The sequence below is a fragment of the Streptomyces sp. NPDC002130 genome, assembly GCF_040296465.1.
Classification (GTDB): domain Bacteria; phylum Actinomycetota; class Actinomycetes; order Streptomycetales; family Streptomycetaceae; genus Streptomyces.
The window spans coordinates 1-1,067 of sequence record NZ_JBEOXI010001215.1 but is presented as its reverse complement, the minus strand read 5'-3'; the positions used below and the strand labels follow the sequence as shown (position 1 = coordinate 1,067).

Here is a 1,067-nt window from a genome sequence, read left to right as displayed (position 1 = left end):
GGCGAGAGTCGGTGGAGGACGAGTTCGCGCTGGCACGAGCTGCAGCGTCGACCCGCAAGGACGATCGCAGACTCAATGACGCGAGCGTTCGAGGCCGGCTGGACGCCGTTCTGAGCTCGGCGACCGGTCGCGCGCCCGCCGCCGAGCGCCGCGCTGCCCAGGACGAGTTGCTGTCTCTGCCACCGCTGCCCACGACCACTATCGGCTCGTACCCACAAACGTCGAAGATCCGTATCGCTCGCGCGGCGCTGCGCAAGGGCGAGATCGACGAAGCCGAGTACGTCGACCGCATGCGCGCCGAGATCGCCGAAGTTGTTGCACTCCAGGAAAAATTGGAACTCGACGTACTCGTTCACGGCGAACCGGAACGCAACGACATGGTGCAGTACTTCGCGGAGCAGTTGGACGGGTTCTTCGCCACAGCCAACGGATGGGTCCAGTCGTACGGTACCCGCTGCGTGCGTCCGCCGATTCTCTACGGCGACATCGCACGTCCGAAGCCGATGACGGTCGAGTGGATCGCGTACGCGCAGTCGCTGACCGACAAGCCGGTCAAGGGCATGCTCACCGGGCCCGTCACCATTCTGGCCTGGTCGTTCGTCCGCGACGACCAACCGCTCGCCGACTCGGCAAATCAAGTCGCACTGGCCATTCGAGACGAGACGGTCGATCTGCAGGCCGCCGGTATCGGAATCATCCAGGTCGACGAACCGGCACTGCGTGAGCTACTTCCACTGCGTGCTGCGGACCAGCCCGCCTACCTGGACTGGTCGGTCGGTGCCTTCCGGCTGGCCACCTCGGGCGTCGCGGATTCCACCGCGATCCACACGCACCTGTGCTACTCCGAGTTCGGAGCGGTGATCGGCGCCATCGCCGGCCTCGACGCGGACGTCACGTCCATCGAGGCGGCGCGCTCACACATGGAGGTCCTCGACGATCTCAGTTCGGTCGGGTTCGACCTCGGCGTCGGGCCGGGTGTCTACGACATCCACTCGCCGCGGGTACCTCGCCTGGGCGTACTGGGCCTGCGCGCGCCGGCACGACGAGGCGGTGGAGGCGGCCACGAC

1 protein-coding gene is annotated in these 1,067 nt (G+C 66.7%); it reads left to right on the top strand.

Translation table 11 applies throughout. The features are described 5' to 3' along the window. Positions 1–1,067 (top strand): 5-methyltetrahydropteroyltriglutamate--homocysteine S-methyltransferase (gene metE, locus ABT116_RS49725; protein ID WP_351648345.1); only part of this gene is annotated, 1,067 nt, incomplete at both ends.